General features: G+C 58.9%; 19 protein-coding genes. 7 read left to right on the top strand and 12 right to left on the bottom strand.

The window, feature by feature from the left end; translation table 11 throughout:
- Window positions 1-4: 4 nt before the first annotated feature.
- From ACR0D6_RS12890 to coxB, 11 genes are all read right to left on the bottom strand, one after another.
- Window positions 5-1,417, bottom strand: a complete 1,413-nt coding sequence (locus ACR0D6_RS12890; RefSeq protein ID WP_480765780.1) for an FAD-binding oxidoreductase — start codon at window positions 1,415-1,417, stop codon at window positions 5-7.
- A 38-nt stretch (window positions 1,418-1,455) separates the two neighbouring features.
- On the bottom strand, window positions 1,456-2,274 hold the full coding sequence (locus ACR0D6_RS12885; RefSeq protein ID WP_480765779.1) for an MBL fold metallo-hydrolase: 819 nt from the start codon (window positions 2,272-2,274) through the stop codon (window positions 1,456-1,458).
- A 75-nt stretch (window positions 2,275-2,349) separates the two neighbouring features.
- Window positions 2,350-2,934 carry a GNAT family N-acetyltransferase gene (locus tag ACR0D6_RS12880; RefSeq protein ID WP_480451108.1) on the bottom strand — a complete coding sequence of 195 codons (585 nt, stop codon included), beginning with the start codon at window positions 2,932-2,934 and terminating at the stop codon, window positions 2,350-2,352.
- The gene (locus ACR0D6_RS12875) at window positions 2,934-4,196 is read right to left on the bottom strand and encodes a M16 family metallopeptidase (protein ID WP_480765778.1); all 1,263 of its coding nucleotides are present in this window, start codon (window positions 4,194-4,196) and stop codon (window positions 2,934-2,936) included. The genes ACR0D6_RS12880 and ACR0D6_RS12875 overlap by 1 nt, the downstream gene beginning before the upstream one ends.
- Entirely contained in the window at window positions 4,193-5,581 is a 1,389-nt protein-coding gene (gene thrC / locus ACR0D6_RS12870; protein ID WP_480765777.1) for a threonine synthase, read from the bottom strand. The genes ACR0D6_RS12875 and thrC overlap by 4 nt, the downstream gene beginning before the upstream one ends.
- Window positions 5,578-6,255 carry an SURF1 family protein gene (locus tag ACR0D6_RS12865; RefSeq protein ID WP_480765847.1) on the bottom strand — a complete coding sequence of 226 codons (678 nt, stop codon included), beginning with the start codon at window positions 6,253-6,255 and terminating at the stop codon, window positions 5,578-5,580. The genes thrC and ACR0D6_RS12865 overlap by 4 nt, the downstream gene beginning before the upstream one ends.
- Window positions 6,256-6,423: 168 nt before the next feature.
- Window positions 6,424-7,239, bottom strand: coding sequence for a cytochrome c oxidase subunit 3 (locus ACR0D6_RS12860; protein ID WP_480765776.1), 816 nt, complete (start codon window positions 7,237-7,239; stop codon window positions 6,424-6,426).
- A 22-nt stretch (window positions 7,240-7,261) separates the two neighbouring features.
- Window positions 7,262-7,837, bottom strand: a complete 576-nt coding sequence (locus tag ACR0D6_RS12855) for a cytochrome c oxidase assembly protein (protein ID WP_480765775.1) — start codon at window positions 7,835-7,837, stop codon at window positions 7,262-7,264.
- Complete coding sequence (locus ACR0D6_RS12850; RefSeq protein ID WP_170651428.1) at window positions 7,837-7,998, bottom strand: hypothetical protein; 162 nt, start codon at window positions 7,996-7,998, stop codon at window positions 7,837-7,839. The genes ACR0D6_RS12855 and ACR0D6_RS12850 overlap by 1 nt, the downstream gene beginning before the upstream one ends.
- A complete protein-coding gene (gene cyoE / locus ACR0D6_RS12845; RefSeq protein ID WP_480765774.1) occupies window positions 7,995-8,951 on the bottom strand; it encodes a heme o synthase in 957 nt (318 codons plus the stop codon). Before cyoE ends, ACR0D6_RS12850 begins: the two co-directional genes overlap by 4 nt.
- A gap of 90 nt (window positions 8,952-9,041) precedes the next feature.
- On the bottom strand, window positions 9,042-9,953 hold the full coding sequence (coxB, locus tag ACR0D6_RS12840; protein ID WP_170651426.1) for a cytochrome c oxidase subunit II: 912 nt from the start codon (window positions 9,951-9,953) through the stop codon (window positions 9,042-9,044).
- A gap of 176 nt (window positions 9,954-10,129) precedes the next feature.
- On the opposite strand from coxB, the gene tldD reads away from it, so the two are divergent.
- The 5 genes from tldD to ACR0D6_RS12815 all read left to right on the top strand — a co-directional run bounded on the left by tldD (window position 10,130) and on the right by ACR0D6_RS12815 (window position 17,220).
- On the top strand, window positions 10,130-11,551 hold the full coding sequence (gene tldD / locus ACR0D6_RS12835; protein ID WP_480765773.1) for a metalloprotease TldD: 1,422 nt from the start codon (window positions 10,130-10,132) through the stop codon (window positions 11,549-11,551).
- A gap of 205 nt (window positions 11,552-11,756) precedes the next feature.
- Window positions 11,757-12,905 carry a DNA-processing protein DprA gene (dprA, locus tag ACR0D6_RS12830; protein WP_480765772.1) on the top strand — a complete coding sequence of 383 codons (1,149 nt, stop codon included), beginning with the start codon at window positions 11,757-11,759 and terminating at the stop codon, window positions 12,903-12,905.
- A 214-nt stretch (window positions 12,906-13,119) separates the two neighbouring features.
- Window positions 13,120-15,756: a type I DNA topoisomerase gene (gene topA, locus ACR0D6_RS12825; protein ID WP_480765771.1), complete on the top strand. Its 2,637-nt coding sequence runs from the start codon at window positions 13,120-13,122 to the stop codon at window positions 15,754-15,756.
- Between the two features lie 133 nt (window positions 15,757-15,889).
- On the top strand, window positions 15,890-16,594 hold the full coding sequence (locus ACR0D6_RS12820) for a CoA transferase subunit A (protein ID WP_170651422.1): 705 nt from the start codon (window positions 15,890-15,892) through the stop codon (window positions 16,592-16,594).
- Window positions 16,594-17,220 (top strand): 3-oxoacid CoA-transferase subunit B, encoded by a 627-nt coding sequence (locus ACR0D6_RS12815; RefSeq protein ID WP_170651421.1) that lies wholly within the window; start codon window positions 16,594-16,596, stop codon window positions 17,218-17,220. The genes ACR0D6_RS12820 and ACR0D6_RS12815 overlap by 1 nt, the downstream gene beginning before the upstream one ends.
- A 50-nt stretch (window positions 17,221-17,270) precedes the next feature.
- Here the strand turns inward: ACR0D6_RS12815 and ACR0D6_RS12810 are convergent, their stop codons facing one another.
- Complete coding sequence (locus tag ACR0D6_RS12810; RefSeq protein WP_480765770.1) at window positions 17,271-18,128, bottom strand: lytic transglycosylase domain-containing protein; 858 nt, start codon at window positions 18,126-18,128, stop codon at window positions 17,271-17,273.
- A 354-nt stretch (window positions 18,129-18,482) separates the two neighbouring features.
- Here ACR0D6_RS12810 and ACR0D6_RS12805 point away from each other — a divergent pair, with 354 nt between their 5' ends.
- On the top strand, window positions 18,483-18,740 hold the full coding sequence (locus ACR0D6_RS12805) for a hypothetical protein (RefSeq protein ID WP_480451126.1): 258 nt from the start codon (window positions 18,483-18,485) through the stop codon (window positions 18,738-18,740).
- 307 nt (window positions 18,741-19,047) lie between these two features.
- Complete coding sequence (locus ACR0D6_RS12800) at window positions 19,048-19,299, top strand: hypothetical protein (RefSeq protein ID WP_480451128.1); 252 nt, start codon at window positions 19,048-19,050, stop codon at window positions 19,297-19,299.
- Window positions 19,300-19,481: the final 182 nt, after the last annotated feature.

Raw genomic sequence — 19,481 nt, 5'->3', positions numbered from 1 at the left:
CGACTCAGCGCAGCACGGCGCCGGGGTTCATGATCCCTACCGGGTCGAGTGACGCCTTGATGGCCCGCATGGCCGCCAGCCGCACCGGATCGCCATAGCGTTCCAGATCGGTCACTTTCAGCCGCCCCACCCCGTGCTCGGCACTGACCGAACCGCCGAATTCGGCGACAAGATCGTGCAGCGCGTGCTTTACTGCCTCGCGCTGATCATCATATTCCGTACGATCATGCCCTTGCGGCGGAAACACGTTGTAATGCAGGTTTCCGTCGCCCAGATGGCCGAAGCAATTGATACGGAACGGCCCGAACGCTGCGACAACACCAGCCCCGCGTTCAATGAACTCGGGTATCCGTGAGATGGGGATCGAGATATCGTGGCTTGAGACCGAGCCGATCAGCCTGTTTGCCTCGGGAATGTTCTCGCGCACGGACCAGAGCATCTGGCGTTGCGCCTCGCTGTTGGCGATCACGCCGTCCGAGGCCAGATCTTTGTCAGATGCGCGCTGAAACAGGGTTTCCAGCAGGGTCAAAGGGTTCTGCCCCTCGAACACCCCGATCTCGATCAAAACGCTCCATTCTGGCGCGCGGTCGAATGGCTGGCGAATATCGGGTAGAACCTCGTCCAGAAACTGTAATCCCTGCCGGTGGATCAATTCGAACGCACTGACGTCTTCGCCAACCAGATCGCGGGCCAGCGCCAGCAGAGAGATGGCCGCTTCGGGCGACGGAGTTTCGATTATCGCGGTGCCGATCCCTGTGGGGCGCGGATGCAGCTTCAGCGCCGCTGCGGTAATGATGCCCAGCGTCCCTTCGGACCCGATCAGGAGATTACGCAGGTCATAGCCGGTGTTGTCCTTTCGCAGCCGACTGAGCCCATGCCAGATTTCGCCATTGGGCAAGACCGCCTCAAGCCCAAGGCACAGATCACGCGCATTGCCATAGCGCAGGACGTTGACACCACCCGCGTTTGTCGCAAGGTTACCGCCGATCCGGCATGAGCCCTGCGCGGCAAGCGACAGGGGGAACAGCCGGTTCGCGGTCTCTGCCGCCGCTTGCACTTCGGCCAGTACGGCACCGGCTTCGATCACCAGAATATTCTCGGTTGGATAGACTGCCCGAACCGCCGACATGCGTTCCAGCGAGATCACTAGCGGCGCGGGGCCAACCGGCATAACCTGCCCGCCGACCAATCCTGTCCCGCCGCCATAAGGGACAACCGGCACCTGGGCGTCCAAAGCCAGCTTTACCAGTGCGGCGACCTCGCCCACGTTCTTCGGCAAGGCCAGCACCCCCGCCTGCCCCGCAAAACGCCTGCGCGGTTCTTCCAGATAGCGCGCTTCGACCGGGCGCACGAGGTCGTCGCCGATCTTGTTCCGGATGCTCTGAGCTAATGTTTCGTCGGCTGGTCTGAGGGTCATGCCTATTCCTTGCCCAAGCTGCGGCGCGTCGACAAGTATTATTCCTGTTCAATGAGATATTGTGGTTCCAGCACGACGACTGTGGGCCGGTCGGGCAGAGATCGCAGCGAAACCTCTATTTCCGAGACCCCGTCGCGCACGACAGGGAAATCATCGCGAATGCCTGCCAGAAACCGATCAAGCGAATAGCCGGAAAACCAATGCATCGGAATGATGACGGAACTTTTCAGCCGCTTGAGCACTGAGATCATTTCGGGCAGCGGCATCGTTGTGCCACCATCCACGGCCGCCATGACCACGTCCATCCGGCCAAGTGCCGCAAACTGTTCATCGCTCGGGATATGGTGCAGATGCCCTAGGTGGCCGATGCACAACCCTTCGACTTCGAAAACGAATATCGAATTGCCCTTCTCTTCGACACCCCCATAGAACGAGCGAATGTCGGTCGAGACATTGCGGATCAGCAGCTCTCCCAGATCAAGGTGGTGGTCTACGCCCTGCCCGAACTCGCCCCAGCCTTCCAACACATGGGGAATCGCGGGATCGGGATGCGCCGTCCAGTGCGTGTCATGCGCGTGGTTCATCGTCACGATGTCGGGAATTAAGGTCGCGCTGCCGATGAACCCGGTGAAATCGGTCACGGCATTCAGCCCGCCTTGGGTTTGAATAAGAAAGGACGCGTGCGCGATATAGCTGATCCGGACCGAGAATTCGGGAACCGGGTCCTGCCAGGCAGCCTTGTGCAGAAATTCGATGCCCGGTGCTGCATCGGCGATGGCGATGCAATGGCTGGGCCGCCGCTCTTGCGCAGCCGCCCCACCTGCGATCACTATTAGTCCCACAACAATCCACCGCATGGCCCAAGTGTAGCGCACCTGCCGCTCAAGTCATGCCCCTTCTTCTGTCTGAAAGTGGAATGGGGTTCGGGGCCGCTATCCGGCGTCGGTCCGTCCCCGCCGGTCAGACCGCAGGCTGGCGTATAGAACATGCGTCCGCCAGCGCCCATCGATCTGAAGATAGGACTGCGCCACGCCTTCGTATTTGAAGCCAGAGCTTTCCAGCAACCCCCGAGAGGCGGCATTCTCGGGCAGGCAGGCGGCCTCGATCCGGCTCAGGTCGAGGCGCGTAAAGGCGTGGTGCACCAGGGCGCCTATAGCTTCGCGCATGTATCCCTGTCTCGAAAACGCCTGTCCCGTCCAATATCCCAGCGTCCCTGCCTGTGCCGGGCCGCGGCGAATATTGTCCAAAGTGATCGCCCCCACCAGCACATCATCACTGCGGCGAAACAGGAACATTGGAATGGCTGTTCCGCTGACAATTGACCTCTGCGCCCAATAGACCCGGTTGGTAAACGACTTGCGGCTCAGATGGTCATGCGCCCAAATCGGCTCCCACGGGGTCAGATATTCTTTGGATGACCGTCGCAACGCAGACCAATCACGAAAATCGGAATGCACCGGCGGACGCAGGCTGAGCCGCTCGGTTTCGAGTTTCAGCTTGCGTCTGCCTAACAGCATCACGCCGCGCGCCTCTCCTGCAGTTCGGCCAGTGTGGGTGCGCCGGAAACCGGACCGTAAAGCGCCAGAGCGGTCGGAGCATTAACAGCCATCTGTTCGGCGAATTTACGCACTTCTGCCGTGGTCACGGCGTCGATCTTGGCCACGGTGGCCTCCAGCGGGGGGACCTTGCCCCAGATCTGCACGAGCCGGGCCAGACGTTCGGCGCGGTTCGATGGGCTTTCCAGCCCCATCAGCATTCCGGCCTTCATCTGGGCGCGGGCGCGGGCAACCTCTTCGGGTGTCATGTCTTCGGCTGCGCGCTTCATCTCGTCGATGGTGATGTTGGCAAGTTCCGCCACCTGATCGGCAGAGGTACCGGCATAGATCGTCGTCGTCCCGGTGTCGGCATAGGCGCCAGTCTGGGCAAAGATCGTATAGCATAGACCGCGCGTTTCACGCATTTCCTGAAATAGGCGCGAGGACATGCCACCGCCGAGTGCCGTCGAATAAATCTGCGCGGTATAGATCGCGTCATCGCGATATCCCGGGCTTTCCAAGGCCAGCGCGAAATGCGCCTGCTCCAGCTCTTTCTCCTGCCGCGCCTCACCACCGGTGAAGTGGCCCGGTTCGGCAACCAGCCCTTTGCGTGGTTGCAGGTGGCCGAACATCTCTTCGGCCATTTTCATCAGCGCATCATGATCCACCGCCCCAGCAGCAGACAGGATCATCTGCTCGGGGCCATAGTGTTCTGCCACAAAGCCCGACAGATCCTCGCGCGAGAACGCGCTGACCCGCTCGGTCGGTCCCAGAATGGTCCGCCCCAATGGCTGATCGTGGTAGCTCTGCTCCTGCAGCCAGTCAAAGATCACGTCGTCCGGCGTGTCATAGGCCTGACCGATCTCTTGCAGGATCACGCCGCGCTCAACCTCGATCTCGCGCGGGTCGAAGACAGGGTTCAGAACGATATCACCGATCACATCCATCGCCAGCGCCACGTCGTCTTTCAGGACACGCGCGTAATAGGCCGTCACCTCGCGCGAGGTGTAGGCGTTGATATATCCGCCCACATCCTCGATCGCCTCGGCGATCTGCAGCGCGGAACGCCGCTCGGTTCCCTTGAACGCCATATGCTCAAGGAAATGGGCGATGCCGTTCTGCTCGATCCGTTCATGCCGCCCGCCGGCGGTTACCCAGATGCCGATGGCCGCCGATTGCAGCCCCGGCATATGTTCACTGACGATACGAAAGCCGTTCTTCAGTTGGTCCTGTCTGACAGTCACTCAGCGATATGCCTTCTGATATGATCCTCGAGGGCATCCAGATCGTTTGCGATGCGGGTCACCCGTTCCGGACGTTCATACAGATCAGACATGCGGGATGGAAGAGGCGGATGCACGTCGCTCGCCTTCTCGACCGCTGCCGGGAATTTTGCCGGATGCGCGGTGGCCAACGTGATCATCGGCACATCAGCGGCGCGGTGTTCTTCGGCGACCTTGATGCCGACAGCGGTGTGCGGGCAGACCAGTTCCGCGCTGTGGGCCAGCGTGGATTTGATCGTGGCAAGCGTTTCCTCTTCGGAGACCCTACCTGAGTCGAAGTTTTCGTGCAGCGCTTCCATCGCACCCTGGCTGACGTTGAAGCCACCGTTTTTCAGTTCATCCATCAACTGCGCCACGGCGCCGCCATCCTCGCCATAGGCATAATACAGCGCCCGTTCAAAGTTCGAGCTGACCTGAATATCCATCGACGGGCTGATCGAAGGGATGGTGTCACCCTTGAAGTACCCCTCGCCAGACAGGCAGCGATGCAGGATGTCGTTCTGGTTGGTCGCAACCACCAGCCGGTCGATGGGCAGGCCCATGCGCTTGGCGAGGTAACCTGCAAAGATATCTCCGAAATTGCCGGTCGGAACTGTAAAGCTGACTTTGCGGTGCGGAGCCCCGAGGCTTACCGCGGCGGAGAAATAATAAACAATCTGCGCCAGAACGCGGGCGAAGTTGATCGAGTTCACACCGGCCAGTTTCACACTGTCGCGGAAATCGAAATCGTTGAACATATCCTTCAGCGCGGCCTGACAATCATCGAAATCGCCATCCACAGCCAAGGCGTGCACGTTGCTGTCCGCAGGGGTGGTCATCTGACGACGCTGCACTTCGGACACGCGGCCATGCGGGTACAGGATGAACACGTCCACAGCATCCAACCCGCGGAACGCCTCGATCGCTGCCGATCCGGTGTCGCCGCTGGTAGCGCCCACGATGGTCACTCGGTCCCCGCGCCGTTTAAGCGCCACCTGAAACAGTTGACCGATCAACTGCATCGCAAAGTCCTTGAAGGCCAGAGTGGGCCCGTGGAACAGCTCCAGCAGGAAGTGGTTCTCGTTCAACTGCTTCAGCGGCGCGCGGGCGTCGTGGCCGAACCCTTCATAAGCGCGGGCGATGATTTCTTTGAACTCATCCTCGGCAAACGATCCGCTGACATAGGGCCACATCACGCGGAACGCTATTTCCTCGTAGGGCAGACCGGCCAGTGCCGCGATCTCTTCCTGCGTCATCACCGGAATTTCGGCAGGCAGGTACAGGCCACCATCCCGGGCCAGCCCGGTCAGCATCGCCTCTTCAAAGGTAAGTTCAGGCGCTTGGCCTCGGGTCGAGATGTATTTCATTGCTCATCACTCTCTGAAGGGGCGCGGTTGCGCCACAGGAAATAACCAGTCATCGCGGCCCAGACCAGAGCCAGACCAAACCATGTGATTGCATATTGCAGGTGATCGTTCGGAATGCCTGCGGCATCCACAGGCAGGGGCGTAATACCGGGGTCGGTTTGTGTTCGTGCAATCAACAACACCGGCTCTGCCCCAAGTGCCGCCGCCAGATTGGGCACGTCGCGGGCAAACCAGATATTATCGTTTAGATCCGGTTCTGGTGTGTAACTGTCGATCTCATCCGGCCAGTGCAGGTTACCTGTCACCGTCATCTGCCCCGTCAGCCGTTCGGATTGTTTGGCTGTGGTCGGAACAAATCCCCGATCCACCAGAATGGTCCGGTCTTCGGTGCTGAAGGACTGGATGATGCGATACCCTGCCCCGACCTGCTTGACCGAGACCAGAACGTGGATTTCCCCCGGCTCCATCTCGCCGGACACTGTTACGGGCAGGTACTTGTCGCCCTCGGCAGAAACGGACCCCGGCAGGCCCACGGGCTCAGCTGAAATGCGGTCTTCGATCTCTGCCAGAACGCCTTGCTTCCATGCCAGACGCTGCACCTGCCAGAATCCCAATGACAACAGGATCGCCAGACCGGCGAAGCCAAAAATCAGCAGGAACAGGATGCGGCGCATATCGGGACCAGATCTCTTCATTTTACGGCTCGGGCTGAACCGGCGTCTTGTTAAGAGGGACGCGGGTAAAATTGCAACCATGCAATTGTATCGGGCGCAATCTTGCGCCCTGAGAAAGAAAAAGCCGCCCCAAAGGGCGGCTTTTGCAATTGGATCACCTGACCGGCGTTACATCAGCGGGGCCTGACCCCAGATGTAGACGGCGAAGAACAGGAACAGCCAGACAACGTCAACGAAGTGCCAGTACCAGGCGGCGGCCTCGAACCCGATATGTTTCTCGGGGGTGAAATCACCGCGCAAGGCACGGATCAGACAGACCGACAAGAAGATCGTCCCGATGATGACGTGCGCGCCGTGGAAACCGGTGGCCATGAAGAAGTTCGAATAGAACTGATCGTCGCCGAATTTCCAGCCTTCATGAGCCAGCAGTTCGTAATACTCAAACGCCTGCAGGAAGGTAAACGCGATACCCAGTGCAATACCGATGGCCAGACCGTTGATCAGCGCCTTGCGGTCGTTGTCATGCACAAGCGCATGGTGCGCCCATGTGATCGCACAGCCCGACAGCAGCAGAACCAGCGTGTTGATCAGCGGCAGGTGGAACGGATCGACCGCGTGGATGTCCGGCTGGATGTATTCGGTGCCGGCATAGTCGTACATCGGATACATGCGATGTTTGAAGAACGACCAGAACCAGGCAAAAAAGAACATCACCTCGGACATGATGAACAGGATGAAGCCATAACGCAGGCCGATACGCACAACGGGCGTATGATCGCCAGCGCGGCTTTCGGCCACCACTTCGGACCACCATGCGAACATGGTGTAGAGCACGGCCACCAGCCCTGCCCAGAACATCCACGGAGTGATTCCGTGCATCCACAGAACGGCCCCGAACAGCATCACAAAGCCGCTGATCGCGCCGATCAGCGGCCAGATCGAGGGGTTCAGAATGTGGTAGTCATGGTTTTTTGCGTGTGCCATCAGCGTCCCTCACCTACAGGCATTAATTCGTTGTTGTTTCCGCCTGCGCGTCAAGGGCGGCATAGCCCTCGGGCAGGTCGATTTCGTAGAATGTATACGACAGTGTGATCGTATGAACATACTTGGCTTCCGGGTCGTCGACGATTTCCGGGTCGACGAAGAAGGTCACGGGCATCTCAACCCGTTCACCGGGTTGCAGAACCTGCTCATCAAAGCAGAAGCAGGCGATTTTCTGAAAGTAGCCGCCCGCCGAATAAGGCGTCACGTTATAGGACGCCTGACCGGCAATCGGTTTGTCGGTCGGGTTGTAGGCCTCGTAAAAGGCCAGCCCGGTCTCGCCGATACGAATCTTCATCTCGCGCTCGACCGGCTTGAACTCCCACGGCATTTCCCGGGCCTTCGAGGCATCGAAGCGAATGGTAACCGTCTGGTCTAGAATGTCATCGGGGGCCTGTTGCGCCACACCGGTGGTGCCGCCGAATCCGGTGACACGGCAGAACCAGTTGTAGAAAGGGACTGCCGCCCATGCGAGGCCACCCATCAGCACAACAACGCCGACAAGCTGAATGACCGTTTTCTGGGGTCCCGACACTGCCATCAGTTCTGCACCTCTGCACGCGGCATCTCGAAGTCGCCACGCGTGACTTTGACCACGGTCAGCCCAAAGATGATGACGATCAGCGCAGCCAGTGTCAGCGCTACGCCCAGATTACGGCCGAACCGGCGGTTATGCAGTTCGTGGGTTTTGCGCAGACTCATCCCCAGCCTCCCAGCCCATAGGGCTTGAGCAGCGCCTCGACCAGAATGGCGCCGAAATGCAGGAACAGATAGAGCAGCGAAAGCTTGAAGAAACCACGCTCGACCTTGAAGTTGTCGGCCTCGGCGTCGTCTTCGTTCCGACGCGAGATTTTCCATGCACCATGCAGGAACAGTGCGTTCAGCACCAGCGCGACTGCCAGATAGACCGGGCCACCTATGCCCGAGAAAGCTGTGCCAACAGCCAGCAGCGATAGCAACGCGGTATAGACCAGAATGTGCACCCGCGTGGCGCGGCGGCCATGGGTCACGGTCAGCATCGGCACACCCGCATCGTCATAGTCCGAGCGCATGAACAGCGCCAGCGCCCAGAAATGCGGTGGTGTCCACATGAACGTCAGGGCGAACATCAGCCACGGCTCAAGAGTCATCGAACCGGTTGCGGCCACCCAGCCAATCACTGGCGGGAACGCTCCGGCGGCGCCGCCGATTACAATGTTGTGCGGCGTCGAACGCTTGAGCCACATCGTGTAGACGACGGCGTAGAAGAAGATGGTGAATGCAAGGAACGCACCTGCAAAGACGTTGGTGGCCAAGCCCAGCATGATAACCGATAGGCCGGACAGACCGAGGCCCAGCGCCAGCGCCTCGCCCGCTTCGATCTTACCCGCGGGGATCGGGCGGCCTTTGGTGCGCTTCATCACCTTGTCGATATCGGCATCCCACCACATGTTCAACGCGCCCGAGGCACCGCCGCCGATGGCGATGAACAAAATGGCGCAGAATCCAATGAATGGGTGCACAGGAACCGGTGCGGCCAGCAGGCCGACAAGCGCGGTGAACACAACCAGCGACATGACACGGGGCTTCAGCAGGGCGAAATAATCGCCAAAGCTGGCCTCGTCCTCGTGCCCCTTCGCGGTCACGGTGCTGGCGTTGATGCTTGCGTCGCTCATTTTCGGTCCTTCCGGGGCGAAAGGCGCGCGGACCCCGCGCACCCTGCGTCTTTCGTCGGGCGAGAGTTTACCCCGCCCCCAGTGGCATCATCAGTTCGATGCGACCTGATAAGGCTGCGGAAGACCTGCATATTCTTCCTTGGCGCTTTCCAGCCACTGTTCATATGCCTCTTCGCTGACCACTTTCACGGTGATCGGCATGTAGGCGTGATCCTTGCCACACAGTTCCGAGCACTGGCCGAAATAGATGCCCTCTTTCTCGGCCTTGAACCACAGCTCTGCCAGACGGCCCGGTACGCCATCCTGCTTTACGCCAAAGGCGGGGATGGTCCAGGAATGGATCACGTCGGATGCGGTCACCTGCATCACTACGATCTTGTTCACAGGCACGACAACTGCGGTGTCGGTCGCCAGCAGAAACTCGTCTTCGCCGTAGCCTGCGTCGGCCAGCTTGGCGCGCATCGCGTCGTCCAGAACAAATGCAGATACATCAGCGTCCGCAGGGCGGGCATCTGCATCCAGTGTCGCCGGGTGGCCCAGCATGTAGCTGTCGAATGCAAAATCATGGTCGATATATTCATAGGTCCAGTACCACTGGTTGCCGACCACCTTGATGACCACTTCGCCTTCAGGGATTTCCTGCTGTTTGAACAGAACCGGCAGCGAAAACGCGCCGATGAACACCAGAATCAGAATCGGGCCAATCGTCCATGCGATTTCGACCGGTGTGTAATGCGAAAAGCGCGAGGGGGTCGGATTGGTGCGCTGGTTGTAGCGCACGATGCAGTAGACCAGCAGCCCGGCAACCAGCACACAGATTGCCGTGATGATAACCAGAATCATCCCGTCCAGCCGCTGAATTCCCTCGGCCAGACTGGTTGCTGCGGGCTGGAAGCCCACGCCGCCATCAACCGGTTTGCCGATAATCTCAAGCTCCTGAGCCATTGCGGGCAGGCTGGAGAGGGCTGCGAAAAGCCCCGAAAGCATCAAAGCATTCTTCATATTCTGTCCTGATCGTTTGATCTTTGCGTCCCTGGCGATAAGGCGTGAATCGGTCACACCTCTCCCGTTGTCTTTGACCGCGTTAAAAACCATATTCCGGAGGGTAGATAAAGCAAAATGCTTGCGTCAAACAGACGCTATTTTTGATCTGGATCAAACCGGAAAGGTTCCAACCGATGGCTCAAGCCCCGTTTCGCCCATTTGAAACCGCTCTACCGCATGACGAGGCGCTTGCCGTTCTAAGGTCGGCCACCGACGGTGCGGAAGATGGCGAGCTGTTCGTTGAGCGGCGAAAATCCGAAGCGCTGGTATTCGATGATGGCCGTCTGCGCACTGCGTCCTATGACGCGTCCGAGGGGTTTGGCCTGCGCGCGGTTCAGCGCGATGTGGCGGGTTATGCCCATTCGACCGAGGTTTCGATACCGGCCCTGAAACGCGCAGCCGAGACCGCGCGACTTGCGGTGGGTGACGGGGGCGGCACACTGGCCGAGGCCCCCCGGGCGACCAATACGCGGCTTTATACGGACGAAGATCCGATCGAATCCGCCAGCTTTCCGGTCAAAATCGAAACCCTTCGCGAGATTGATGCCTTTGCTCGCGATCTTGACCCTCGGGTCGTGCAGGTCAGTGCCACCATTGCCGCAGCGGTACAAGAGGTCGAGATTCTACGCCCCGACGGGGTTCGCGTGCGAGATGTGCGCCCGATGACGCGGCTGAACGTCTCGGTCATTGTCGAACAGAACGGCAGGCGTGAAAGCGGATCCGCCGGGGGCGGCGGGCGCGTTGGTCTGGACGGGCTAATTGATCCGGCAGACTGGCAGGGCAAGGCGCGCGAAGCGCTGCGGATTGCTCTGGTCAATCTGGATGCGGTCCCTGCCCCCGCTGGTGTGATGGAGGTTGCGCTTGGCCCCGGCTGGCCCGGCATTCTGCTGCACGAAGCCATTGGTCATGGGTTGGAAGGCGATTTTAACCGTAAAGGCAGCTCGGCCTTTGCCGGGTTGATGGGGCAACAAATTGCCTCGAAAGGCGTAACAGTCGTGGACGACGGCACAATTGCCGACCGGCGCGGTTCGATCACCGTGGATGATGAGGGAACACCCAGTTCCCGAACAGTGCTGATCGAGGACGGCGTTCTGACCGGGTACATGCAAGACCGCCAGAACGCGCGCCTGATGGGTGTGGCCCCCACTGGTAACGGGCGGCGGCAAAGCTATGCGCACAAACCAATGCCCCGCATGACCAATACGATCATGCTGGGGGGCGATGCCGATCCGGCGGAACTGGTAGCCGAGATCAAGGACGGCATATGGGCTGTTGGATTCGGTGGCGGCCAAGTCGACATCACCAACGGGAAATTCGTCTTCTCCTGTACCGAAGCCTACCGTGTTCAGAACGGTAAGATCGGAGCGCCAGTAAAAGGAGCCACCCTGATCGGCGACGGACCTTCGGCCCTGAAACGCATTCGCGGGCTGGGCAATGACATGGAGCTGGACCCCGGCATGGGAACCTGTGGCAAGGATGGCCAATGGGTGCCCGTGGGCGTGGGTCAGCCGACCGTTCTGATGGATGGGCTGACGGTGGGCGGATCGGCAGCCTGATTCGAAATCTGCCTGCGGCGCAGGATTGTTCTGCGCCGCACCCCAAGCGATAACCTGCAACCCGGGATGGTTTATCTACCGTTTTGCCAAGGCATAACTGGAACTTCGCAGTAGTTTTGCAGAAATTTTCGTAGATTTTTCCCCGATTCACCGAGCGTTAACCTCACCACCCGTAAACCGGTTCTGCAATCAGGCGGAGCAACGGATGACCGAGGAGCAGCTTTCTTCCAATCACCCCACACTCCCACCCACCACGGAAGAGGATCGGTTTTCCTGGCTTCGTCTGTTGCGCTCACGCAAAGTCGGCCCGGCGACGTTTCGGCGGTTGCTGCGTAAACATGGGACAGCGCAGAATGCGCTTGCCGCGCTGCCGGAAATGGCGCGCGCTGCCGGGATAGAGGGTTATGAAATTTGCCCTCCCGGCGTTATTGAATCGGAACTTAGAGCGGCGAAAGCAGCCAATGCACGGCTGTTGTGCCTGTTTGATTCCGAATTTCCGAATGCCCTTACTGACTTGCAGGATGCGCCACCGCTTTTGTGGGCGGTTGGCGATCTGGGCCTGCTGCAACGCCCCATGATATCGATTGTCGGTGCCCGCAATTGTTCATCCCTTGGCGCGCGCATGACACGGGCATTGGCGAAAGAGCTGGGAGAGGCAGGCTATGTCGTCGTTTCGGGCCTGGCCCGCGGCATTGATACAGCAGCGCATATGGCAGCACTGAACTCGGGCACGGTGGCCGTTCTGGCGGGTGGTGCTGATGTCGTCTATCCGGCGGAAAACGCCCATCTGGCAGCGGAAATCTCAGACAAAGGGCTGCGGCTTTCGGAACAGCCGATGAAGACCGTTCCGCAGGCCCGTCACTTTCCACGCCGGAACCGGATCATTTCGGGGCTGGCTCAGGCTGTCGTCGTCGTCGAAGCGGCCGCAAAATCCGGCAGCCTCATCACGGCGCGGGATGCGCTTGATCAGGGGCGCGAGGTTCTGGCTGTTCCCGGACATCCTTTTGATGCGCGTGCCGCAGGGTGCAATCTGCTTCTGCGGGATGGGGCCACGCTGATCCGATCCGCTCAGGACGTGATCGATGCTCTGCCGAGGCAACAATCGGATCTGCCGTTGAATTCCCGCAGCAAGCCTCAAACTCCGGCTAAAATGCAACCGGTGAAAGCCCCAAGCGACACCCACGTATTGCATAGCCGCATCCTCGAACTTCTGGGGCCGTCACCTGTGGCCGAGGATCAACTGATCCGGGATTTGTCGGTCAGTGCCGGAGAAATCGGTCCCGCTCTGGTCGATCTGGAACTTGACGGGCGGATACGACGGCAGGCGGGTGGTTTGCTGTCGCTTGCCAGCTGACGCAAAAACCCTGTCGGAATCACGATGACCGGCGCAACAAGGAACACACTCTGCACGCTGACAGCTGGACATGTGATAAAAACACCGAGCCATCGTGTTGATCTTTAGGCGAAAATCCAATTTCAAACGGAACGCATTGACAATCTGCCCTTGCCCCACACATTTTGCACGGCCATACAAGGCGCCAATTCCGTCGAGCGAGGTTTTTCACTAAATGCCTGTAGTTGTTGTAGAATCCCCGGCCAAGGCAAAAACGATCAATAAATATCTCGGCCCTGACTACACGGTTCTGGCCTCATACGGCCATGTGCGCGACCTGCCTGCCAAGAACGGATCAGTCGATACCGACGATGATTTCGCGATGACATGGGAAGTGGGTGCTGACAGCCGAAAGCATGTCAAAGCCATCGCCGACGCGCTGAAAGAAGACAACGCGCTAATCCTCGCAACCGACCCCGATCGCGAGGGCGAAGCGATCAGCTGGCATCTGCAGGAAGCGCTGACCAAGCGCCGCTCGATCAAGAAGGACACGCCGGTCAGCCGCGTGACATTTAACGCGATCACAAAGGACGCGGTGACGCAGGCAATGCAGAACCCGCGTGAGGTGGATATGCCACTGGTCGAGGCCTATCTGGCCCGACGCGCGTTGGATTATCTGGTGGGCTTCAATCTCTCGCCTGTCCTGTGGCGAAAGCTGCCGGGCGCGAAGTCGGCGGGCCGGGTGCAATCCGTCTGTCTGCGCCTGATCGTCGAGCGCGAGATGGAGATCGAGGCGTTCAAACCGGTCGAATACTGGTCGGTAAAGGCACTTTTCGAAACGCCACGGGGCCAGACCTTTGAGGCGCGGCTTGTCACGCTGGCAGGCAAAAAGCTGGACAAGCACGATCTGACCAACGCCACGCAGGCGGAACTTGCGGTGCAGGCGATTACCAGCCGCGCGCTGAGCGTGACATCGGTCGAGGCCAAGCCCGCTGCACGAAACCCCAGCGCTCCGTTTATGACTTCGACCCTGCAACAGGAAGCCAGCCGCAAGTTCGGTATGGGCGCCCGCCATGCGATGCAGGTGGCGCAGCGGCTCTACGAGGCGGGCTACATTACTTATATGCGGACCGACGGCATCGACATGGCCCCCGAGGCGGTTGCGGCCACGCGCGATGCCATCAGTGACCGTTACGGCGCGGAATATGTGCCGGACAGCCCGCGTATCTACAAGAACAAGGCCAAGAACGCGCAGGAAGCCCACGAATGCATCCGTCCGACGGATATGTCGCGCGACGCCAAGGCGCTGAAAGTTACCGATGACGATCAGCGCAAGCTGTATGACCTGATCTGGAAGCGTACCATCGCCTGCCAAATGGCTGCAGCGCGGCTGGAGCGGACCACTGTCGAGATCAGCAGCGATGACGGTCAGGTCGGATTGCGGGCCACCGGACAGGTGGTGATGTTCGACGGCTTTATGCGTGTCTATGAAGAAGGCCGCGACGATGTGGCCGATGACGATGAAAAGCGCCTGCCCCAGATCATGCAGGGCGATCCGGCCCGTTTTGCAAAGACTTCGCTGCGCGATCAGTTTGCCAAGGCAACCGGCGACAGCACCGGCAAGACAGCCGCGATCCTGTCCGAAAACGAAGCCGTTCTGGCCTTTCAGCACCACACTCAGCCCCCCCCGCGCTACACCGAGGCGACTCTGGTCAAGCGGATGGAGGAGCTGGGGATCGGGCGGCCGTCCACCTATGCCTCGATCGTGACTACGATTCAGGACCGCGAGTATGTGCGCAAAGACAAAAACCGGCTGATCCCCGAGGAAAAGGGGCGGATCGTCACCATCTTTCTGCTGAATTTCTTCCGCCAATACGTGGGGTACGAGTTCACCGCGAATCTGGAGGGGCAGCTGGATGACGTGAGTGCCGGTGAGCGTGATTACAAGGACCTGCTGGGCAAGTTCTGGCGCGATTTCTCGGCCGCCATTGGCGAGACGTCGGAACTGCGCATCTCGGAAGTGCTGGACAAGCTGGACGAGGTGCTTGCACCACAGCTTTATCCGCCACGCGAAGACGGCTCGGACCCGCGCATTTGCCCGAAATGCGGTGTGGGTCAATTGCATCTGAAAACCTCACGAACCGGCGGCTTTGTGGGATGTGGCAACTATCCGGAATGCAATTACACCCGTCCTATCGCAGGCGAAGGTGCCGAAGGCGATGAACGTCTGCTGGGCGAGGACGCGGGAGACGAGATCTGGCTGAAATCGGGCCGTTTTGGTCCGTATGTTCAGCGGGGCGAACCCACGCCCGAGAACAAGAAGCCGCCGCGCGCCTCACTGCCGCGCGGGTGGAGCAAGGATGATATGGATCTGGCCAAGGCGCTGACGCTGCTGAGCCTGCCGCGCCAGATCGGTGAGCACCCCGAAGGCGGAATGATCAGCGCCAATTTTGGCCGCTTTGGCCCCTACCTGATGCATCAGTTGGCAGATGAGGCCAAGCCGATCTATGCCAACCTCAAGGACCCCAACGACGTGTTCGAGATCGGCATGAACCGCGCGGTGGAGCTGTTGGCAGAAAAGCGCGCCAATCCGGGACGTGGAAGGCGCGCGGCGGCGAAACCGCTGAAAGAACTGGGCGACCATCCCGACGGCGGCGCAGTTCAGGTTCTGGATGGACGCTATGGGCCATATGTCAAATGGGAAAAGGTGAATGCCACCCTGCCCAAGGATGTAGAGCCGGCAAATGTCACAATGGAAATGGCGCTGGGCTTGATCGCAGAAAAGGCCGCAAAGAAGGGCACCAAAAAGAAAGCTGCACCAAAGAAAAAGGCAGCGCCCAAAAAGACGGCCAAGAAGGCGGCCACCGAATAACAATGACGCGGGCCCGGTAATCTACCGGGCCTGCATCATTAGGTAGAAATACCATTGCCCCTTGGTTTCATTGACTTCCTCGTGACGTGGCGGCACAACCTGCGCCATCACCAAGTCATTGGGGGAGTATTCCATGAAAAAAGTCTATGCCAATGCCACCGAAGCGCTCGATGGGGTGCTGAAGGACGGCATGCTGATCGCAGGGGGCGGGTTTGGCCTTTGCGGTATCCCGGAACTGCTGCTGGAAGCCATCAAGGAGTCTGGGGTCAAGGACCTGACATTTGCATCGAATAACGCAGGTGTGGACGACTTCGGCATCGGTATCCTGCTGCAGACGAGGCAGGTCAAAAAGATGATCAGCTCTTATGTCGGTGAAAACGCAGAATTCATGCGCCAGTACCTGTCTGGCGAACTTGAGCTGGAATTCAATCCGCAGGGCACGCTGGCCGAACGTATGCGCGCCGGAGGCGCGGGCATCCCCGGCTTCTACACCAAGACCGGCGTTGGCACCGTGATCGCCGAAGGCAAGGAGCACAAGGACTTCAACGGCGAGACCTATATTATGGAAGAAGGTCTGTTTGCCGATCTGGCCATCGTCAAGGCCTGGAAGGCCGACGACACCGGCAACCTGATTTTCCGCAAGACCGCACGTAACTTTAACGTACCGGCGGCAACCTGCGGTAAAATCTGCATCGCTGAAGTCGAGGAAATCGTGCCGCGCGGCGAGCTGGACCCGGACAACATCCATCTGCCCGGCATCTATGTGCATCGCATTATTCAGGGCGAGCACGAAAAGCGCATCGAACAGCGCACCACCCGTAAGAAGGAGGAAGCATAATGCCCTGGGACCGCAATCAGATGGCCGCCCGCGCGGCGGAGGAACTGGAAGACGGCATGTATGTGAACCTCGGCATCGGAATTCCGACGCTGGTGGCGAACTATGTCGGTGACAAGGACATCACTCTGCAATCCGAAAACGGCATGCTGGGCATGGGCCCCTTCCCTTACGAAGGCGAAGAGGACCCCGACCTGATCAATGCCGGTAAGCAGACCATCACCGAACTAGCCCGGACGGCGTATTTCGACAGCGCAACGTCTTTTGCCATGATCCGTGGCGGCAAGATCGCCGCTGCGATTCTGGGTGCCATGGAAGTGGATGAAAAGGGCGATCTGGCGAACTGGATGATTCCCGGCAAGCTGGTCAAGGGCATGGGCGGCGCCATGGACCTGGTCGCAGGCGTTGGCCGCGTGGTGGTTGTGATGGATCACACCAACAAACACGGCGACTCGAAAGTGCTGAAGGAATGCACCTTGCCATTGACCGGGAAAGGTGTCGTTGATCGCATCATCACCAATCTGGGTGTTCTGGATGTGGTCGAAGGCGGTCTGAAAATCGTGCAGCTGGCCGACGGCGTCAGCGAGGACGAGATGCGCGCGGCAACTCAGGCAACCATCGTCAACTGAGCACGCTCACCGATCAGAAAGGCCCGCCGTTTATGGCGGGCCTTTTCATTTCACTGGCCGTTCATGGACTGAAACACACACCCGTCAGAGATAAGTTCGGGTGGCGTGGCGCAGAGGGCTTTAGCCACCTGAAACGCGGCCAGAACCTTGGGAACGTAATCGCGGGTCTCGGAATATGGGGGAACGCCGCTGTGCTTGCGTACCGATCCCTCGCCCGCGTTATACCCGGCCAAAACCAGAATCGGATCGTTGCCGAACTCCTCCATCAGCCAGCTCAGGTACTTTACGCCCCCGGCAATGTTCTGAGCCGGCACGAGACTGTCTGAAACGCCGAACCGTTTGGCAGTTGCCGGCATCAGCTGCATGAGCCCCTGAGCACCCGCCGAACTTACCGCATCGGCGCGGCCGGCTGATTCAACAGAAATGACCGCCAGAACTAAAGCGGGAGACACATTGGTTCCTACCGTAGAGCGAAGAATGTCTATTCCACGCTCTGTCGCGATGTTCTGCAGAGACTGAAGGCGCGGCGAGGTTACCCCGGCATCAGTCAGCGCCCGCATCGCCCGGTTCAACCGCCCCGCGCTTGCACTGGTCAGCTCAGGTGACACCCTGTCCCAGAACGTTCCATATTTGCTTGTCGGCGCGGGAAGTGCCGCTGGTATCGGTGGCGCGACACTGGCAACAACATTGGCCGAGGGTATTTCAGCACCTGTACTGGGTGCAAAGGGAGCTGCTGCGTGCTCCTCCGCGGTGATCTGTACTGTTATTTTTGGCCTAGTGCCGGGTTTTGGTGCCTTGATCCGCTTGTAGACCCCTTTGGTTTCGGGTTCTGTGGCGGTAACCTGTTGAGCGCCAACAAGAAGCAGCGCCAGCATGCCGGCGCAAGTGATCGCGTTCCGGAGGTACATCTGCCTGCCTCACTATTATTGTTTTAAGGCGAGTTGATACTGATTTCCTCCCGCAACACCAGAGAAACAAAGCGAAATGGGGCGGTTTTGCCTCATTTGATACCATTTTGCACCGCACGCTTTGGCCAAAACAAGTTGCGAAAAACTTTTTATCGTTATTTTTCAACGCCTTGCGAAAATCGTAACCAAAAAATTAAGGTCCGGGCAAAAAATTCCCGATTTGGCCCAATTCCTGCCACGCCTGATAGGCAATCTCTGTTTCATACCGAGACGGACAGGGACCGACGAGAGAGATGGTCCCGAATGTCGCCGAGGTTAGTATTTTTAAGTTTGATCCTTTAGGAGGGACGTAACATGATCAAGTTCATCAAGAACTTCCGCAAAGACGAAGACGGCGCCGTAACTGTAGACTGGGTCGTTCTGACCGCAGCCGTTGTTGCTCTGGCAGCCGTTGCATACCAGGGTATCTCGGGTGGTGCAGAAGGTCTGGCCAACAACGTTGACACAGCTCTGTCCGGCGCGACCGTCAGCACCGGTACCATCACCGGCACCGGCACCTCCACTGTTTCAGGCGGTATCACTGCTGCTGGCACCAGCGGTTCCAGCAACTAATATTTGCCGACACGGCAGAAACAGAAGCTACGCCTCATCCAGAGGCGTAGCTTTTTTGATTCAAAATCCCATACCGCGTGACTGTCAAAGCCTGGTGGCACGCCTCGCATATGCCAAATTGGCAAAACCCATTGAAAAGGCGTTTAAAATCCCGGCTTTTCGGCAAATCCAACCTGATTTGGTCAAATTCTTGCCACGCATCTCTGGCTAAGATGACCTAATGCCACGGTATCGGAACGCGTGAGAGAGACGCAGCCGCATGCACGAGAAGGCTGAAGCAAGCTCGCGCCACCAGGAGGGACGCAAATTGATTACATTTATAAGGAACTTCAAAGACGAAGACAGTGGTGCTGTGACGGTTGACTGGGTGGTGCTAACCGCTGCGGTCGTTGCCCTTGCGGCGCTTGCCTATGTAGGAATCGCCGGCGGCTCGGAAACTTTGTCCAGCAGTGTCGGCAACGCTCTGGACCGCACGACCGTCAGCAGCGGTACAGCGACAGGCACAACATCGACCTCTGGCGGTATCATCGTCGGTGGAAGCAGCACCGGCGGCAGCTAAACCCGCTATTCCCGAGGAATCCCGCCGCGATCCGATCCGGGTCGCGGTTTCTTTTCGATCAGTACGACTTGCGAAGAAATATTTTTTAGTAAGTGTGCCAGGATATCGTTTTTGCAACAGTCATTTTGAGCATTTGTCCCTTATTTCGACACAATTAGGATATAGGAAATACTCTGTTTAAT

This window comes from Ruegeria sp. BJ6 (assembly GCF_056537885.1).
Note: the sequence above shows the minus strand (reverse complement) of the source record. Positions and strands in the feature narration are given on the sequence as shown.